This is a genomic window from Vicingus serpentipes (genome assembly GCF_007993035.1).
GTDB classification, from domain to species: Bacteria; Bacteroidota; Bacteroidia; order Flavobacteriales_E; family Vicingaceae; genus Vicingus; species Vicingus serpentipes.
Window position 1 is genome coordinate 364,347 of the sequence record NZ_VOOS01000002.1, and the last position, 17,116, is coordinate 381,462.

16 protein-coding genes are annotated in these 17,116 nt (G+C 29.8%); 11 read left to right on the top strand and 5 right to left on the bottom strand.

Going from position 1 to position 17,116, the window contains the following annotated elements; translation table 11 throughout:
* Window positions 1–34: 34 nt before the first annotated feature.
* Window positions 35–625: a YqaE/Pmp3 family membrane protein gene (locus FRY74_RS13010; protein ID WP_223265832.1), complete on the bottom strand. Its 591-nt coding sequence runs from the start codon at window positions 623–625 to the stop codon at window positions 35–37.
* Window positions 626–741: 116 nt separating this feature from the next.
* Between FRY74_RS13010 and FRY74_RS05580 the strand changes: the two genes are divergently transcribed.
* Window positions 742–2,337 carry a peptide chain release factor 3 gene (locus FRY74_RS05580; RefSeq protein ID WP_147099439.1) on the top strand — a complete coding sequence of 532 codons (1,596 nt, stop codon included), beginning with the start codon at window positions 742–744 and terminating at the stop codon, window positions 2,335–2,337.
* On the opposite strand, the gene FRY74_RS05585 is transcribed toward FRY74_RS05580, so the two are convergent.
* The gene (locus FRY74_RS05585) at window positions 2,334–3,131 is read right to left on the bottom strand and encodes an alpha/beta hydrolase (RefSeq protein ID WP_147099441.1); all 798 of its coding nucleotides are present in this window, start codon (window positions 3,129–3,131) and stop codon (window positions 2,334–2,336) included. The two genes, FRY74_RS05580 and FRY74_RS05585, sit on opposite strands and share 4 nt — an antisense overlap.
* Before the next feature lie 83 nt (window positions 3,132–3,214).
* Between FRY74_RS05585 and FRY74_RS05590 the strand changes: the two genes are divergently transcribed.
* Genes FRY74_RS05590 through FRY74_RS05600 form a run of 3 tightly spaced genes read left to right on the top strand, consistent with a single transcriptional unit; the run spans window position 3,215 to window position 5,702 of the window.
* The gene (locus FRY74_RS05590) at window positions 3,215–4,675 is read left to right on the top strand and encodes a redoxin domain-containing protein (protein WP_170227959.1); all 1,461 of its coding nucleotides are present in this window, start codon (window positions 3,215–3,217) and stop codon (window positions 4,673–4,675) included.
* On the top strand, window positions 4,672–5,319 hold the full coding sequence (locus FRY74_RS05595) for an SCO family protein (RefSeq protein WP_147099445.1): 648 nt from the start codon (window positions 4,672–4,674) through the stop codon (window positions 5,317–5,319). Before FRY74_RS05590 ends, FRY74_RS05595 begins: the two co-directional genes overlap by 4 nt.
* 35 nt (window positions 5,320–5,354) lie before the next feature.
* The gene (locus tag FRY74_RS05600) at window positions 5,355–5,702 is read left to right on the top strand and encodes a hypothetical protein (RefSeq protein ID WP_147099446.1); all 348 of its coding nucleotides are present in this window, start codon (window positions 5,355–5,357) and stop codon (window positions 5,700–5,702) included.
* Window positions 5,703–5,705: 3 nt separating this feature from the next.
* Here FRY74_RS05600 and FRY74_RS05605 read toward each other — a convergent pair whose 3' ends face one another.
* On the bottom strand, window positions 5,706–7,766 hold the full coding sequence (locus FRY74_RS05605) for an HD family phosphohydrolase (RefSeq protein ID WP_170227960.1): 2,061 nt from the start codon (window positions 7,764–7,766) through the stop codon (window positions 5,706–5,708).
* Window positions 7,767–7,915: 149 nt separating this feature from the next.
* Here FRY74_RS05605 and FRY74_RS05610 point away from each other — a divergent pair, with 149 nt between their 5' ends.
* Both FRY74_RS05610 and FRY74_RS05615 read left to right on the top strand, forming a co-directional pair.
* A complete protein-coding gene (locus tag FRY74_RS05610; protein WP_147099450.1) occupies window positions 7,916–9,094 on the top strand; it encodes an acetyl-CoA C-acyltransferase in 1,179 nt (392 codons plus the stop codon).
* A gap of 4 nt (window positions 9,095–9,098) precedes the next feature.
* Window positions 9,099–9,872, top strand: a complete 774-nt coding sequence (locus FRY74_RS05615) for a C40 family peptidase (protein WP_147099452.1) — start codon at window positions 9,099–9,101, stop codon at window positions 9,870–9,872.
* 50 nt (window positions 9,873–9,922) lie between these two features.
* Here FRY74_RS05615 and FRY74_RS05620 read toward each other — a convergent pair whose 3' ends face one another.
* Window positions 9,923–11,170 (bottom strand): aminotransferase class I/II-fold pyridoxal phosphate-dependent enzyme, encoded by a 1,248-nt coding sequence (locus FRY74_RS05620; protein ID WP_147099454.1) that lies wholly within the window; start codon window positions 11,168–11,170, stop codon window positions 9,923–9,925.
* A 138-nt stretch (window positions 11,171–11,308) separates the two neighbouring features.
* Here FRY74_RS05620 and FRY74_RS05625 point away from each other — a divergent pair, with 138 nt between their 5' ends.
* The 3 genes from FRY74_RS05625 (at window position 11,309) to FRY74_RS05635 (ending at window position 13,458) form a co-directional block, all read left to right on the top strand.
* Window positions 11,309–12,355 carry a FecCD family ABC transporter permease gene (locus tag FRY74_RS05625; RefSeq protein WP_147099456.1) on the top strand — a complete coding sequence of 349 codons (1,047 nt, stop codon included), beginning with the start codon at window positions 11,309–11,311 and terminating at the stop codon, window positions 12,353–12,355.
* The gene (locus tag FRY74_RS05630) at window positions 12,355–13,119 is read left to right on the top strand and encodes an ABC transporter ATP-binding protein (RefSeq protein WP_147099458.1); all 765 of its coding nucleotides are present in this window, start codon (window positions 12,355–12,357) and stop codon (window positions 13,117–13,119) included. Before FRY74_RS05625 ends, FRY74_RS05630 begins: the two co-directional genes overlap by 1 nt.
* An 81-nt stretch (window positions 13,120–13,200) precedes the next feature.
* Complete coding sequence (locus FRY74_RS05635; RefSeq protein WP_147099460.1) at window positions 13,201–13,458, top strand: hypothetical protein; 258 nt, start codon at window positions 13,201–13,203, stop codon at window positions 13,456–13,458.
* 193 nt (window positions 13,459–13,651) lie between these two features.
* Here the strand turns inward: FRY74_RS05635 and FRY74_RS05640 are convergent, their stop codons facing one another.
* Complete coding sequence (locus FRY74_RS05640; RefSeq protein ID WP_147099461.1) at window positions 13,652–14,404, bottom strand: outer membrane beta-barrel protein; 753 nt, start codon at window positions 14,402–14,404, stop codon at window positions 13,652–13,654.
* 124 nt (window positions 14,405–14,528) lie between these two features.
* Between FRY74_RS05640 and FRY74_RS05645 the strand changes: the two genes are divergently transcribed.
* Entirely contained in the window at window positions 14,529–15,029 is a 501-nt protein-coding gene (locus FRY74_RS05645; protein ID WP_147099463.1) for a metallophosphoesterase family protein, read from the top strand.
* 45 nt (window positions 15,030–15,074) lie between these two features.
* A complete protein-coding gene (locus FRY74_RS05650; protein ID WP_147099464.1) occupies window positions 15,075–17,114 on the top strand; it encodes a M3 family metallopeptidase in 2,040 nt (679 codons plus the stop codon).
* The last annotated feature ends 2 nt before the right edge of the window (window positions 17,115–17,116 follow it).

Below are 17,116 nucleotides of genomic sequence, written 5' to 3' on the forward strand. Positions count from 1 at the left end.
TATCAGAGCTATTTTTTTTAAAGTAAAAGTTTATTTAAACTGAAACATCTGCAAACATAACTAACATTGCAAATATAATTCCTGGAATCCAAAACAATAGAGTTAGCAATAAATCTACCCAAAAGTTAGCTGTAATAGCATCTTCATATAAATAAACTGCTAATGGTGGAATAAAAATTCCTAAAATAATAAGAACCACATCATCTACCTGCTTAGAATTTAAACTTATTTTATTAAAAGCATCATGCATGTCTCCTGCTTCATTATTATAAACCAAGAAGTTTTCTTCAATATTCCTATTATATTTATTCCAATTGCGCATTTCTTTAATCGCTGATTTAAGAGCCGACTTCTGAACTGATTTAGTTAAAGCTATTGGTGCATTAGCAGTTAAAGCTTGAGGTTGAACTATTGTATTTACTATTAAGTCTTCAGTCTTAAGTTGTTTTGTTGAAGCCAATTCTAATTCCTCTACTTTATCTTCATACTTCACTTTCTTTTCTTTAAAGTTCTTCAGGTATTTTCTTTTAGAAAAAGAACCCAAAACATCACTCTCTGAGCTACACGAAACTAAAAATAAACTGGCAACAAAAATTGCTACAGTTGCTAAAATCATTTTTTTCATATTTAATATGGTTTTATAAGTTTATCCAAACTTAATCCTCTTTCTATCAAAAAATATAGACACTTCTTTTATCTTATCAACAAAAACAACTTAAAAAAATTTACTTTTGCGGCATTATGAGTTTAACAGAAGAAATAAACAAGAGAAGAACCTTTGGCATCATTTCTCACCCTGATGCAGGTAAAACAACTTTAACTGAAAAACTGCTACTTTTTGGTGGTGCAATTCAGTCAGCAGGTGCTGTAAAATCTAATAAGATTAAAAAAACAGCTACTTCTGATTTTATGGAAATTGAAAAGCAAAGAGGTATTTCTGTTGCAACCTCTGTTATGGCTTTTAATTACAAAGGCACTAAAATAAATATATTAGATACTCCTGGACATAAAGATTTTGCTGAAGATACCTATAGGACTCTAACTGCTGTAGATAGTGTAATATTAGTAATTGATTGTGCTAATGGTGTTGAAGCTCAAACAAAAAAATTAATGGAAGTTTGTAGAATGCGTAACACTCCTGTTATTGTATTCATTAACAAAATGGACCGTGAAGGACAAGACCCATTTGATTTGCTTGACGAAATTGAAGATATTCTAAAAATAAAAGTACGTCCACTAAGTTGGCCAATAGGAATTGGAGCAACTTTTAAAGGGGTTTACAATATGTTTGAAAAACACCTAAACCTTTTTGATGCAAGCAAAACTAAACTAGCTCGTGATATTGTATCAATATCAGATTTAAATGATAGCGCTCTAGACACACAAATCGGAGAAACTCCAGCTAATAAACTTAGAGAAGATATTGAATTAATTGAAGGTGTTTATGAAGAGTTTAATGAACAACAATACCTAGACGGAACATTAGCTCCTGTATTCTTTGGTAGTGCTTTAAATAATTTTGGTGTACAAGAATTGTTGGATGCATTTATAAAAATTGCTCCTTTTCCAAGAAGTAGAACTACAGATGTTAGAGAAATAGCTCCAACAGAAGATAACTTTTCAGGTTTTGTATTTAAAATACATGCTAACTTAGACCCTAATCACAGAGATAGAATTGCATTCTTACGTATTTGCTCTGGAAAATTTGAGCGAAATAAATTTTATCAGCACATTAGAAATAATAAAAAACTAAAGTTCAGTAACCCAACCAGCTTTATGGCTCAAGACAAAAGTGTAATTGACGAAGCTTTTCCTGGAGATGTTATTGGACTTTATGATTCTGGTAACTTTAAAATCGGTGATACGCTAACTGAAGGTGAAATAATGAATTTTCAAGGAATACCTAGTTTTTCTCCTGAAATTTTCAAAGAATTGATTAATAAAGACCCTATGAAATCTAAGCAATTAGAGAAAGGGATTAACCAATTAACAGATGAAGGTGTTGCTCAATTATTTACTCAACAGCCTGGTAATCGTAAAATTATAGGAACAGTTGGCGAACTTCAGTTTGAAGTAATTCAATACCGCCTTAAGCATGAATATGGTGCTTCTGCCGATTTTATGGCCAAAAACTTTTACAAAGCTTGCTGGATGACATCTGATGATGATTCAAAAATTGAGGATTTTGTAAAACGAAAAGCACAGTACATTGCTGAAGATAAAGATGGGAATTTGGTTTTCTTAGCTCAAACACAATTTTTATTACAAAGTGCTCAAGCAGATTACCCTGAAATTACGTTCCATACTACATCAGAGTTTAAAAGAGAAACTGTTTAATCTAAAATCTCATCCATTTTTTCGTGATAATAATGGAAGGTATTTAAATCGTTATGCGAACCATTTTCTATTGTAAATAACTTTATATTTTCTGATAGTTTTTCTAACCTTAAACTAGAATTATAAGGTACAGTTTTGTCTTCAGTTCCATGAAATAAATATATTGGTTGGCTTAATTCAGGCAGCAATTTATCATTCTTAAATTGATAATGTAATAAAATAGAATTAGGTAAATAAGGGTAGTGAAACTTAGAAACATCGTAAAAATTATAATATGGTGTTTCTAAAATTAACAGTTGAGGATTATTTTCATGAGCTAATTTTGTTGCGATGCCAGTTCCCAATGAGATTCCAAAAATGATAATGTTTTTTTCAGCATAATCGTGTAATAACTTTTTGTAAATCATTACAGCATCGTTATACAACATTTTCTCATTTTTAATTTTCCCTGTACTTTTACCAAACCCTCTATAATCATACATCAGAACATCATACCCCCTACTTGTAAAATCAATAGCTTTAGTTCCCCATAGCTCCAAATTACCAGCATTACCGTGATGATAATAAATAACACCCTTTGAATTTTCAACTTCAAATAATAGTGCATTTAGTTTTTCTCCATCTTCGGTTGTATAGGTTAATTCAGAGAAAGGAACATCAAATTTAAATTGACACTTGTCTGATAATTTTTCTGGGTAAAAAATTAACCTTTCTTGAAAAATATATAAAGCAATTCCCAAACCAATTAACACTGCTGGCAAAATAATTGCTATATATATTAAAAAATTAGGCACGTTAAAAGAATGTTAAAATCAACTCGATGTCAGTAAACATAGAATATAATATTAAATTTGAATATCAATTTTTTTCTAAAATTATGAAGAAACTCTTAGCTATACTATTCATTTTCAGTTTTTGTTCTGCAACTTTTGCAGGAAATGAAGGATACAAAATTAAAATAAAAATTAATGGGCTTAAAGATACCACTTGCTACTTAGGTAATTATTATGGAAACAAACAGTATTACAAAGATACAGCAAGAGTTGATGGAAATGGAGTTTGTGTTTTTGAAGGTGAAGAATCTCTTCCAGGAGGTATTTACACTTTGATTTATAACAATACAATGCTGTTTGAAATCATAGTTAATGAGCCTGTAATAGAATTAGAAACTGATACAACGAATTATGTAAAAAAATTGGTTGTAAAAAAATCAGCTGAAAACAAGTTATTTTATGAGCATTTGTTTTTTATAACTGAAAAGCAACGATCAATTCAGTTGTTACAAGGTAAAATGGAAAAAGCTGATGAAGATGGTAAAAAGAAATTAAGGGAAGATATAACTGCAATAAGTAATGAAATCAAAGATTTTAGATTAGGAATAATAGAAAAAAATCCAAACACACTTGTTGCCTCAATCTTCAATGCTATGAAAGAGCCTGAAGTTCCAAATTTTGAAACAGAAAAAAATGACTCTATTGTTCGTTATCTTCAATACAAATACATAAAAGATAATTACTGGGATGGTTTTGATTTTAGTGATGAAAGATTAATTAGAACACCTATTTATCATAACAAATTAGATAGGTATTTAAATAAAATTGTTTTTCAACGTCCGGATTCTATCAACAAAGAAGCTGATTGGATTTTAAAACAAACAAAGCCAGAAACTGAACTTTTTAAGTACACTGTACATTATGTTACAAATACTTTTGAGAAGTCAAAAATAATGGGAATGGATGCTGTTTTTGTTCATATGGCTCAAAATTACTACACCCATGAACTTGCTTTTTGGGTTGATTCTGCTCAAGTTGAAAAAATACAAGATAGAGCTAAAGCTTTGGCTCCTCTATTAGTTGGAAAAGTAACTCCAAATCTAAAATTATTGGATACAGCATCTGTTAATTGGGTAAACCTTCACAAACTTGAAGCTGATTATACAATATTAGTTTTTTGGGATCCTGAGTGTGGACATTGTAAAAAAGAACTTCCTAAAATGGCTGAATATTATGAAACCATTAGAGATCAAAACATATTAGTTTATGCTGTTAGCTCTGACCATAATGATGCATGGAAAAAATTTATTAGAGATAATAAAATGGATTTTATAAATGTTGCTGTTCCTCAAGAAGTTTATAAAGATCAACAAAAAGTGAATGAATATGTACTTACAGGAAAAACAGATGTGGCTAGTTTAAACTATAGCGCAACATATGACATTTATAGCACACCTCAAGTATACTTATTAGATAAGGATAAAAAAATAATTGGTAAAAAATTAGATACAGATTTACTTAAACAAGTATTTGAAAATCAATACAACATTAAAGGTAAAGAATGAAAAGATTAATACCAGCTCTAATTATAACAGTTATCGGAATTGGAGTTGCTTATTTTATGATAACAGATAACAAGTCTTTACCAATTTACAATCCTTCTGATATTAACCCGAAATTAGTTGATGAATCTGTTCAAGGTGTTACTCAATTACATCGTGTTGGTAATTTTAACTTAATTGACCAAGAAGGAAAATCTCTTACCGAAAAACAGTTTCAAAATAAAATATATGTTACTGATTTCTTTTTTGTTACCTGCCCTACCATTTGCCCTAAAATGGCAACACAAATGAACAGAGTTTATGATGAATTTGTTAAAAATCCAGATATTCTTTTTCTATCGCATACAGTAATGCCTGAAAAAGATTCTGTTCCCGTTTTATTAGAATATGCTCAAAAATTAAAAGTTGATAACACTAAATGGAAATTTGTTACCGGAGATAAAAAAGACATTTACAATCTTGCCAGAAAAACATATTTTGCAGCAATTACAGAAGGAGACGGTGGTATCGATGACTTTATTCATACTGAGAATTTTATTCTTGTAGATAAAGAAAAACGATTAAGAGGTTTTTATGATGGAACATCTGAAAAAGACATCGACAGACTAATTGCTGATATTTATACGTTATTAAGAGAATATGAATAAATAATTTTACTTTCGTTTGTCTTAAAATAATGTTTATGCGTTTAATCAAAATACTCTTTATACCAGCACTTTTCTTTATTCTATTTTCATGTAACCCTAAAATAGACCAAAGTTCAATGTTTAATGGTAGAGCCCATAAAACAAAGAAAAAAGGGATCTATGATGCTGGATTAAACAGAAGAGTACCTATTAGCATTCAAACTGCAAAAGATATTGATAAGCTAAGTAAGCATGACGATAATCCTAAAAAGGCAGCAAAATTAGCTGAGAAAGAAATAGAAAAAAAGAAACGAGCTTCACAAAAAGCCAGAGAAAAGCACAATAGAAAAAGAAGAGTAAAAGTTAAAACCACAAAAGGCAGACCTAGTGGTGGTGGATCATAATCCTTATTTTGGATATTCTATCCTTACATGATAAATATTCATTAGCTTTTTGACAAACATTTTCTTGATTAATGAAATATCTCTGAAAGTAATATTTGTATTTTCAAATTGATTTTCTTTTACTTGATAATCTATTATTCCATTAACAAGATTAGAAATAGTTTCGTTATTGTAGACCTTTAAGCTCCTTGATGCAGCTTCTACAGAGTCAGCCATCATTAATGCAGCAGTTTCCTTAGAGTAAGGAATTGGTCCTGGATATTGAAACATCACTTCATCAATGTCTTCATCTAGGTTTTCTGACAAATACATTCTTAAAAAATATTGTGTCTTGGTTGTACCATGATGAGTTCGAATAAAATCAATAATTTGCTCTGGTAGTTTATGTTTTTTTGCAAGCTCTATTCCATTAATTACATGGTTTATAATTATAGATGCTGATTCTTCATAGCCTAACTCATCATGAGGATTTACTCCTGATTGATTTTCAATAAAATACGCTGGAGCAACCATTTTACCTATGTCATGATAAAGTGCTCCTGCTCTAACTAAAAGTGGGTTCCCTCCTATTTCTCTAATTGCTTCTTCTGCTAAATTAGAAACTTGGAGTGAATGTTGAAATGTGCCAGGTGCTTTTAAATTTAATTCTCTAAGTAAATCATTATTTGTATCAGATAACTCTAGCAAGGTTACATCAGAAATATATCCAAATACCTTTTCAAATAAATAAATTAATGGATAAGTTAATAATGTAAAACCTGCTCCTATAGCAAACCAAGATAATTTGTTGAATGAAATTTTTGAAATACTTCCTTCTTGTAAAAGAGACAAACCAAAGTATAGTATTGAAAAAGTAAAAAATACAATTAGTGAAGTATAAAAAAGCTCAGATCGTTTATTTACATTTAATACCGTAAATAGAGTTATAATACCGGTTATTGATTCAAGAAATACAAACTCAAAAGAATTAGGCACAATAAAACTAATTAAGAGTATGCTTATGATATAAATAAATAAAGCTAACCTATTCCCAAAAAAAGTTCGAATTAGTAACGGTATAACACAAAAAGGAATAGAGTAAATACTTACATTTTCTATTTTTAAAACTAATTGTGTAACACTAACAAAAGCAATAATTAACAATAAGAAAAAAACAATATTCATATTATCATTAAAGACATCTGGCGCAACATTTTTTATGAAAATATAGATTGAATAAAAAAGTATGCACACCAATAAAATTTGACCTAACAAAACCCACGCAAACTGATTAGTTGAACCAAGTTTAAACTCATAATCTTGTTTTAGTGACTGAAGTATTTGATACTTATCAGCACTTATTACCTCACCAGTAGAAATAATTTTTTCATTTTTTAAAACTCCTCCCCTAGTTAAAGAAAGTGATGATAACTGATTTTCTAAATCTTTTTTTGTTAAATCTTCATTAAAAATAATATTGTGTACAAGAACATTTTCAAGTCCTAACAATAAAAAACTATCATTAACAGAACTTAGATTTTCGACTTCCTTTTCAATAAAATGATAAGCTTGTTTAATCGTAAGTAAATCTTTTAGTTCAACATCTTCTGCTATGTTATTTTCTGATAAAACAATTACAGAAAAATCATCTTTCTTAGTCTCTAAAACATCGGTTAATTGTATAATTCCTATTTCAAATATTTCTTTTAAATACTTATTGCCTTTTTCTATGTAATCCTCTTTATTTCCATTTGCAGCAATAGTATCACTCCAATTTTGGTCAACCCAATTTTTATATTGGTCTAAAGATATTTGCTCAGCATTTTCATCTCTGTTAAAATATAATGCATAGGTATTTTTTAATTGGTTTTTTTCAGCTTCAATTTCTTCATTCGTTTTATTTATAGCAAAATCATAAGGAGCAAATAAATCTTCATGTACCCATGGCTTATTTTTCTGAAACTCATATTTAAACTTCCCTTCTTTAGGTAATAAAAAAATGATAAAAACTGCAGCTATTAAGAACAGTAATATTTTAAAAATAAATTCTTGTTGGTGTCTTATATTATTTATAATTCTACTCACTAAATTTAGTTTAATAAAATATAAAAGTAATTGTAATATTTTTATCAAAATATCAAATACCAATAAAACAGTCGTTTATTACTCTTTTTTAATCTTAAATAATTAACTTCGCGTGAATGAAAACCAGTATAAAATCAAGTTAATTTATTATGAAAGAAGTATATATAGTATCGGCTGTTAGAACGCCAATAGGAAGTTTTATGGGTAGCTTATCGACTGTAGAGGCACCAAAACTAGGGGCTGCTGCCATTAAAGGAGCATTAGCAAAAGCAAATGTTTCTGCTGACCAAATTGAAGAAGTTTTTATGGGTAACGTTTTACAAGCTAATGTTGGTCAAGCTCCTGCTCGTCAGGCTGCAATATTTGCAGGTATTAATGAAAATGTACCTTGTACAACAATAAACAAAGTTTGTGCTTCTGGTATGAAAGCAATCTCATTAGGCGCTCAATCAATTATGACTGGTGACAACAATTGTGTAGTTGTTGGAGGAATGGAGAATATGAGTTTAGTTCCTCATTATTACAATGCTAGAACAGCTGTAAAATTAGGAGATATTAAAATGATAGACGGAATGGTTAAAGATGGTTTAACTGACGTTTATAATAGAGTTCATATGGGAGTTTGTGCTGAAAAGTGTGCAACTGAAAAAAATATTTCTAGAGAAGAACAAGATGCATTTGCAGTTGAATCCTATAACAGAAGTGCAGCAGCATGGAATGCTGGAAAATTTGACAATGAAATTGTACCAGTAGAAATTCCTCAACGCAAAGGAGATCCTATTGTTTTTAGTAAAGATGAAGAATACTCAAACGTAAAAATGGATAAAATTCCAGCTTTACGTCCTGTATTTGATAAAGAAGGTAGTGTTACAGCTGCTAACGCATCTACATTAAATGATGGTGCTTCTGCATTAATTTTAATGAGTAAAGAAAAGATGGAAGAGTTAGGTGTAAAACCTATTGCAAAAATTGTTAGCTATGCTGATGCTGCTCAAGCACCAGAATGGTTTACTACAGCTCCTTCATTAGCTATACCAAAAGCATTAAAAAAAGCAAATTTATCTACTAGCGATATTGATTTCTGGGAATTAAATCAAGCTTTTGCTGTTGTTGGTATTGCAAACACTAAAGAATTAGGATTAAATCCTGCAAAAGTTGATGTAAACGGTGGTGCTGTTTCATTAGGTCATCCACTTGGAAACTCTGGTTCTAGAATTATTGTTACCCTTATTAATGTTTTAAAGCAAAATGGTGGTAAACTTGGTGGTGCTGGAATCTGTAATGGAGGTGGTGGTGCTTCTGCTATGATTATTGAAAATATAGATTAATTGAATGAAATACGGTATTTGCCATTTAAGTGTTGTTCCTTGCCGACTAGAACCTTCTGATTCTAGCGAAATGGTTACGCAGCTATTATTTGGTGAAACTGTAAAGATTTACGAAGAAAAAAGAGCTGATTGGCGAAAAATTAAAACAGCTCATGACAATTATGAATGCTGGGTTGATAAAAAACAAATTATAGAAATAACTGAAGAAGAGTTTTCATCCTTAAACTCTTCTTCTTTTGTTTCAACCGATCTAGTTCATGTTGTAAAAAATGATGACTTAGTTATTCCGATTGTAATTGGAAGTTCATTACCTAATTTTGGTAACGATTATATTAGCATTAATGAGGTTAAATATAATTATGATGGCAATTCAACTCAAGCATCTTCTTCTCCAGATAAAAATAAGTTAATTGAAAATGCATTCATGTATTTAAATTCTCCTTATTTATGGGGAGGTCGTTCTCCATTTGGGATTGATTGCTCGGGATTTAGTCAAATAGTTTATAAGCTGGTTGGTTTTAGTTTACCCAGAGATGCCTCTCAACAAGCAAAAATAGGTCAAACACTAAGTTTTGTAGAAGAATCTGAACCTGGAGATTTAGCTTTTTTTGACAATGAAGAAGGAAACATTATTCATGTAGGAATTGTTTTAGAAAACAATAAAATTATACATGCATCTGGATGTGTTAGAATAGACAAATTAGATCATCAAGGAATTTACAATGTAGATACAAATCGTTATTCTCATCGCCTTCGATTAATCAAAAAAATATTATAAAAAAAAGGCTAACCATTGTTTAGCCTTTTTTTATTATATAAATATTTCAATTAAGAAATATCTGCAATTGTCTCAGATTTGTATGCTCCAGCACTCAATTTTTCTTGAACTGCTTTAAAACAGTTAATTGTATATTCAACATCTTCTAGATTGTGCATAGCAGTTGGAATTAATCTCAACATAATAACTCCTTTTGGAACAACAGGATAAACAACTATAGAGCAAAACAAGTTATAATTCTCTCTTAAATCCAAAATCAAGTTTGTAGCTTCAGGAATATCTCCACTTAAAATAACAGGAGTAACTTGTGTTGTTGTTGTTCCTAAATTAAATCCATTGTCCTTTAATCCTTTTTGTAAAGCATTAGCAACAGTCCATAATTTTTCTCTAATTTCTGGACTATTTTTCAACATTTCTAATCTTTTTAAGTTACCAATCACTAATGGCATTGGTAAAGACTTAGCATATATTTGAGAACGCATATTGTATCTCAAGTAATCAATCACATCTTCATCAGAAGCAATAAACCCGCCAATACTAGCCATAGCTTTAGCAAATGTTCCAAAATAAACATCAATTCCATCTTGACAACCTTGAGCTTCTCCAGTACCCATTCCTGTTGCTCCCATTGTTCCAAAACCATGAGCATCATCAACAAATAAACGGAATGAATATTTTTGTTTTAAATCAACAATATCTTTTAAACTTCCTTGATTACCCGACATACCAAAAACACCTTCTGTGATCACTAAAATTGCACCATTAGTTTTCTCAGTAATTTTTGTAGCTTTTTCAAGCATCTTATCAAGGCTTTCCATGTCGTTATGTTGATACACAAATCTTTTACCTTGGTGTAATCTTAATCCATCTAAAATACATGCATGACTTTCAGCATCATAAACAACTACATCATTTCTATCTAATAATGCATCAATTGCAGAAACCATTCCTTGGTAACCAAAATTCAACAAAATTGCATCTTGCTTTTTTTCAAATTCAGCTAACTCAGCTTCTAATTGTTCATGATAATTAGAATTACCAGACATCATTCTAGCTCCCATTGGATAAGCTAAACCCCAGTCTTTTGATGCTTGTTCATCAACTTTTCTAATTTCAGGATGATTACCTAACCCTAAATAGTTATTTAAACTCCATTGTAAAACTTCCTTACCTCTAAAGGTCATTTTATTATTTAGCTCTCCTTCTAATTTAGGAAATGCAAAATATCCATGAGCTTCTTTAGCATATTTACCTAAAGGACCTCTATTGTTTTTTATTTTCTCAAAAATGTCTGCCATTTTATAGTAATATTCGTTAAATAAAATAAGCGACAAAGTTAAGCATTCTTAAAAGATTTCATAATAATTAATCAATTTACTTTATCACTTTTTAGTACAATAATTAATTTATAATTTGGCTAAAGTTTTATGCCTCGAATGAAAAAAGATAAACAAACCAACTTTATTATATTCTTATTAGTATTACTAATTGTTGGAGTTATTTTGTTTGTATTAGACATATTTCTTGGATCTGTTAATATTCCAATAAAAAGTATATTAAACATTTTGTTTTTTAATAATACAGAAAAAGAAAGTTGGGAGTTGATTATCTTACACAGTAGGCTACCAAAAGCTATTGCAGCAATATTATGTGGAGCAGCTCTTTCTGTTAGTGGTTTAAAAATGCAAAGCTTATTTAAAAACCCTCTTGCTGGCCCATATATTCTTGGTATTAGTTCAGGGGCAAGCCTAGGTGTCGCTATATTTATTATGGGTGCAGGAATTTTTGGAATTTCACTCTCTAACTTCCCTCTGTTTTCAAACTACGGGCTACTACTTTCTTCAATTCTCGGATCTTCTTTTGTATTGCTTATTTTATTAGCTGCAATAATTAAAATTAAAGACATTATGACTGTATTAATTCTTGGAATTATGATAGGTAGTATTGTTACTGCAATTGTTAGTATCATTCAATATTTTAGCCCAGACACACAACTAAAATCTTTTATTTTATGGACGATGGGAGACTTAAGTTCTGTTTCATTAGACCAACTAAAATTTTTCGCACCAACAGTTCTTTTAGGCCTACTTGCTTCTTTCTTTATTTCTAAAAAATTAAATCTTTATTTGCTAGGTGAAGAATACGCTAAGAGTTTAGGACTAAACGTAAAACAAACTCAATTTTTAACCATCATCATTACTGCCGTTCTTGCAGGAAGTGTTACTGCTTATTGCGGACCTATTGGGTTTATTGGTATTGTAGTTCCTCATTTTGCAAGGTTAATTAGTAAATCATCCGATCATAAAAAACTAATTCCGTTAAGCATATTAATAGGTATTAATGTTTTACTCCTAGCAGATATTATTTCAAGCGTTCCTGGAAATGACACAATTTTACCAATCAATTCTATTACTTCTTTTATAGGTATACCATTTATTATTTGGATTATTTTTAAAAATAAAAAAATGACAAATCCTCTTTAATGAATAAAGGAATTAACATATCAAACCTTTCAATTGGCTACCAAAAAAAAACATTAATTGAAGCTATTAATGTAGATTCTAATCTTTGTCAATTTATTTCTATTATAGGAAGAAATGGAGAAGGAAAATCTACTTTAATAAAAACTTTAACTTCATTAATTGAACCTATAAAAGGTGATATATCTGTTGCTGGTAAGTTGTTATTTAAGCTTTCGGAAGCTGAGAAATCGAAATTAATAAGTGTTGTTTTAACCAATAAAATAAGTATCCATAATATCAATGTTTTTGATTTTGTAGCTTATGGTAGATATCCTTATACAAATTGGTTAGGAATAAAAACAAATAATGACAAAACTATAATTTCTGAAGCAATTTCGTTGTGCAACATAAATCATCTTACTACTAAATTATATACCGAATTAAGTGATGGTGAAAGACAAAAAGTTAACATTGCAAGAGCTATTGCTCAAGACACACCTATAATTGTACTAGACGAACCAACTGCTCATTTAGATTTGGTTAATAAAATTGAGGTTTTCAAACTTCTAAAACTACTAGTTGAAAAACATCAAAAAACAATTATTATTTCTACACATCAAATAGAATTAGCGCTTCAATTGAGTAATACTGTTTGGTTAATTAATCAACAAAAAGTAATTAGCGCAACACCTAATGAGTTAATTAAAAATGGTGAAATCGATAAGTTGTTTGCAAATACAGACGTCATCTTTAATCCAGCAACTAATTCATTTACTGTAAAATAAGTTTTAACAATCGTTAACATCTTAGCTGCAACTTATTATCTCATTAATCGTTATATTTGAATATAACTAAAAAAAACGACTATGTTTAGAAAAGGAATCTCAATATTATTGGCTTTATTAGCTTTATTTTTTACTGTAATTTCAATATTAGCGGTTTGGGATATTATTGAAATAAAACACATTATCAGCAAAACATTAACAACATTATTAATCATTTTTATTTCGGCTGCAGTAATGTTATTTATATTTTCAGTACTCTATAAAGGTGGAGATGAAACTCCTCCTCGACAATTAAACAACAACAATCAAAATACAGATAATAAAAAAGAAGGACTATAGTCCTTCTTTTTTTATGTTATTATTTTTTAAACAACTCATATACAATTGTAAATTGTAATGTGTGGTTATTTTCATAATGAATACCATCTCCTTTTTTTTTATAGATACATTTATATAACCAAGTTGTATTAAACAATTTAAATCATATTATCTATTAAGATGAAATGTTTAGTTAAAAACATGTTAAACTTTTCTAAAAGAAGTAGGATAATACAATTCCTGAAGTAGAAGAAATTCCAATCGTATTATTACTTTGCTCTTGTTTACCTAATATAAATGTAGAAGTTTGGCTACCACTTACAGGTGTATTAACAGTGCTTTCACTATAATTCCCTCCCGATTTCATGTAGGTATAAGCAAAACCAAATTCAGCACCAAGGCTAAATTTAGGAGCGATAAAATAGTTAAAACCAGCAACCAAACCTAAGCCCATTGTAAAACCTCCATCTTGTTGACGAGTAAAATCAGTTTTATCAGTTCCTGTAACATCCTTGAGCGTTGTTGTTGCATCTGTTTTTGTGTTACCAATTCTTCCTATCATTAATTCCGCAGCAAAATAAGGGTCTAATCTTTTTGTTCCAGCCATGTGTTTTTCATAACCAACTAAAACTGAAAAATCAAAACGAGTTTTAGAAGAATCTACCGTTTGTAAAGCTCTACTTCCTGAAGCTAGCGATAAACTATCTTCTGTTGTCCATTTATTTCTATCACTAGTTACATTTAAACCTATTCTAAGGGCAACATCATCTTTTAAATATTTACGAGCAAAAACCATATAGTTTCCATTTGCATCTTTATCATTTTCTAATCTTATGTCATTAATAATACCTGAAATATTGATACTCAACCCCCAATCACCTTCTTGACCTTTTAAAGTTTCAATTTCTTGAGCTAATAAAACTGTACTGAAAATTGTTAGCGCTAATAATAATATTAAATTTTTCATTATTTTATTTTTAAGTTCGGTACAATAACCTAATTATTTCATTTTTATTTTAATTAGGTCGAAATTAAGTTAAATCTCTATGTTCAACAAAATTATTAATAACAATAATATAGATTTGTAGTAGATGAAAAAAATTGGATTAATATCGGACACACATAATTATCTAGACCCAAAAATTGAAAAATATTTTAAAGATTGTGATGAAATATGGCATGTTGGCGACGTAGGTACTATCAATGTTATTGATGGCTTATTAAAAATTGTTCCTACGGTTAGAGGTGTTTATGGTAATATTGACGGTCAAGATATTAGAGGGTATTTTCCTAAAAATTTACGATTTAAATGTGAAGATGTTGATGTGTGGATGACTCACATTGGAGGTTATCCCAATCGTTATTCGTTAGACGTAAGAGATAAAATAAAAAGGAATCCTCCTAAACTTTTTATTAGTGGTCATTCTCATATTTTAAAAGTGATGTTTGACAAAAAATTAAACTTACTTCATATTAATCCTGGAGCAGCTGGCAAACATGGTTTTCATAAAGTAAAAACCATAGTTCGTTTTACCATTGATAAAGAAAATATTAAAGATTTAGAAGTAATTGAATTGGGCGAAAGGGTATAATTTAGTGTACTATTCGTAACTTTGACAAAAAATAAAAAGAGAAGCATGAATCCATTATTAGAAGCATTTAATACCCCTTTTGAAACAGCACCTTTTTCAAAAATTGAAAATAGTCATTTTAAACCTGCTATTGAAAAAGCTATTGATTTAGCTAGAAAAGAAATTGACGAAATAGTTTCAAATACTGATGCTCCTACTTTTGAAAATACAATTGAAGCACTTGATTATAGTGGTAAATTATTGGATAGTGTAACCCATATTTTTTTCAATCAAAATTCAGCCGAAACTTCGCCTGAAATACAAAAAATAGCACAAGAAATTTCGCCTTTACTAACTGATTTCGGAAACGATATAGGTTTAAATGAAGATTTATTTAAAAAAGTTAAAACTGTTTACGAAAACAAAAACAATTTAGATTTAACAACCGAACAACAAACCCTATTAGATAGAAAATACAAAAGCTTTGTTCGTAATGGAGCAAATTTAAACACCACTCAAAAAGATGAGTTAAGAAAAATTGATAAAGAACTTTCGCAATGCTCTTTAAACTTTGGTGAGAATGTTTTAGCAGAAACAAATAAGTTTGAACTTTTAGTTACTGACGAAAAAGAGTTAGCAGGATTACCCGAAGGTGTTTTAGAAGCTTCGAGAACTGCAGCAAAAGCTAAAAACAAAGAAGGCTGGTTATTTACATTGGCCTACCCAAGTTTAATTCCTTTTATGACTTACGCTGATAATCGTGAGTTAAGAGAACAACTATATAGAGCTAACGCTACAAAATCGTGTAAAGGAGATGATTTAGATAACCAAGATATTGTTTTAAAAATTGTTGAGTTACGATTTAAACGTGCAAATTTATTGGGTTATAAAAATCACTCTCATTTTGTTTTAGAAGAGCAAATGGCTAGTAAGCAAGAAACTGTATTGAGCTTCTTAAACGATTTATTAGCAAAATCGAAACCTATAGCTTTAAAAGAACACCAAGAATTAACTGATTTTGCTCATTCATTAGGTTTTGAAGGTGAATTGCAAGCATGGGATTTAGCTTACTATAAAGAAAAGCTAAAACAAAAATTATTTAGCCTAGATGATGAAATGCTTAAACCCTATTTTAAGCTAGAAAATGTAATTGATGGTGCTTTTATTGTTGCTTCTAAATTATACAACTTACAGTTTGAAGAAATCTTTAATATAGACAAGTACCACAAAGACGTTAAAACATTTAAAGTAACCGACAAAAACACTAAAGAATTAGTTGCTTTGTTTTATGCTGATTTCTTCCCAAGGGAAGGAAAACGAAATGGTGCTTGGATGACTTCGTTTAATAATCAATACATACAAGATGGCGTCAATCATCGTCCTCACATTATTAACGTATGTAACTTTACAAAACCAACTGAAACAAAACCATCGTTATTAACTTTTAACGAAGTTACTACCCTATTCCATGAATTTGGACATGCCTTACACGGAATGTTAGCCAATACCGTTTATCCAAGTTTATCTGGAACAAGTGTATACAGAGATTTTGTTGAATTACCATCTCAAGTTTTAGAAAACTGGTGTTACGAAGAAGAAGCTTTAAAATTATTTGCAAAACATTACGAAACTAACGAAGTAATTCCGATGGATTTAATTGAAAAAATTAAAGCATCAGCTACATTTATGGAAGCAAGTAACATCGTTCGTCAATTAAACTTTGGCTTGTTAGACATGGCTTGGCATACTACAAACCCAGAACTAATTAAAAATGTGATACAGTTTGAAATAGAAGCTACTGCAAATACTCAAATTACACCATTGGTTAATGGAGTTTGTATGAGTACAGCTTTCTCTCATATTTTCCAAGGTGGTTATTCTTCTGGATATTACTCATACAAATGGGCAGAAGTTTTAGATGCTGATGCTTTTGAATATTTTCAAGAGAATGGACTATTCAATGAAGAAATTGGTGCTAAATTCAAAGAGTTTATTTTATCGAAAGGTGGTTCAGAACATCCGATGGAATTGTATAAGAAATTTAGAGGACAAGAACCTGATAGCAATGCGTTACTTAAAAGAGCTGGTTTATTAGAAACAGCTTAATT